The organism is Enterobacter cloacae complex sp. 2024EL-00214, assembly GCF_043945575.1.
Classification (GTDB): Bacteria; Pseudomonadota; Gammaproteobacteria; order Enterobacterales; family Enterobacteriaceae; genus Enterobacter; species Enterobacter cloacae_P.
This window is the reverse complement of record NZ_JBIMRC010000061.1, coordinates 1-779: the sequence shown is the minus strand read 5'-3', so window position 1 is coordinate 779 and position 779 is coordinate 1. Positions and strand designations below refer to the sequence as shown.

At 60.3% G+C, this 779-nt stretch carries 1 protein-coding gene; it reads left to right on the top strand.

The genetic code is table 11. From position 1 onward, the window contains the following. Nucleotides 1–779, top strand: a 779-nt coding sequence (gene tssI, locus ACHHZ6_RS24730) for a type VI secretion system tip protein TssI/VgrG (protein WP_395123184.1), incomplete at both ends; no start/stop codon positions are given.

The window sequence follows — 779 nt, the reverse complement described above, 5'->3', positions numbered from 1 at the left end:
TTCAAGGACGAAGCGCACGGAGAGGCCTTTGCGCGTTACCAGATGGAGGGCTGGCGACATGATACAGAAACGGCAACCTGCATCAGTAACTCCCCTGAATTGTGCCCGGGAAAACGCTTCCGGCTTACGGGACACCCGTCGGAGACGCTGAACCGGGAATGGCAGGTGGTAAGCAGTACCCTCACCGGCAACCAGCCGCAGGCGCTGCACGGCAGTCCGGGCGAAGGCACCACGCTGGAAAACCACTTTGACGTCATCCCTGCCGACAGAACATGCCGCGTTCCTCCCCAGGCAAAACCCTCCGTGGACGGTCCCCAGAGTGCCATCGTCACCGGCCCGGCGGGAGAAGAAATCTTTTGTGATGAACATGGCCGGGTGCGGATACGTTTTCACTGGGACCGTTACTGTCCGGGGAATGAGGACAGTTCTTGCTGGGTGCGCGTATCGCAGGCCTGGGCGGGAACGGGGTTCGGGAATCTTGCCATCCCCCGCGTGGGCCAGGAGGTTATCGTGGACTTCCTGAATGGCGACCCGGACCAGCCCGTCATCATGGGACGGACGTACCACCAGGATAACCGCTCGCCGGGGAGCCTGCCGGGGACAAAGACGCAGATGACGATACGCTCAAAGACGTACAAGGGCGACGGATTTAATGAGCTGCGGTTTGAGGATGCGACGGGTCAGGAAGAGCTGTACATGCACGCGCAAAAGGACATGACGACGGAAGTGCTGCATGACCGGACGACGACGGTGAACAACAATCACACGGAAACGGTGGT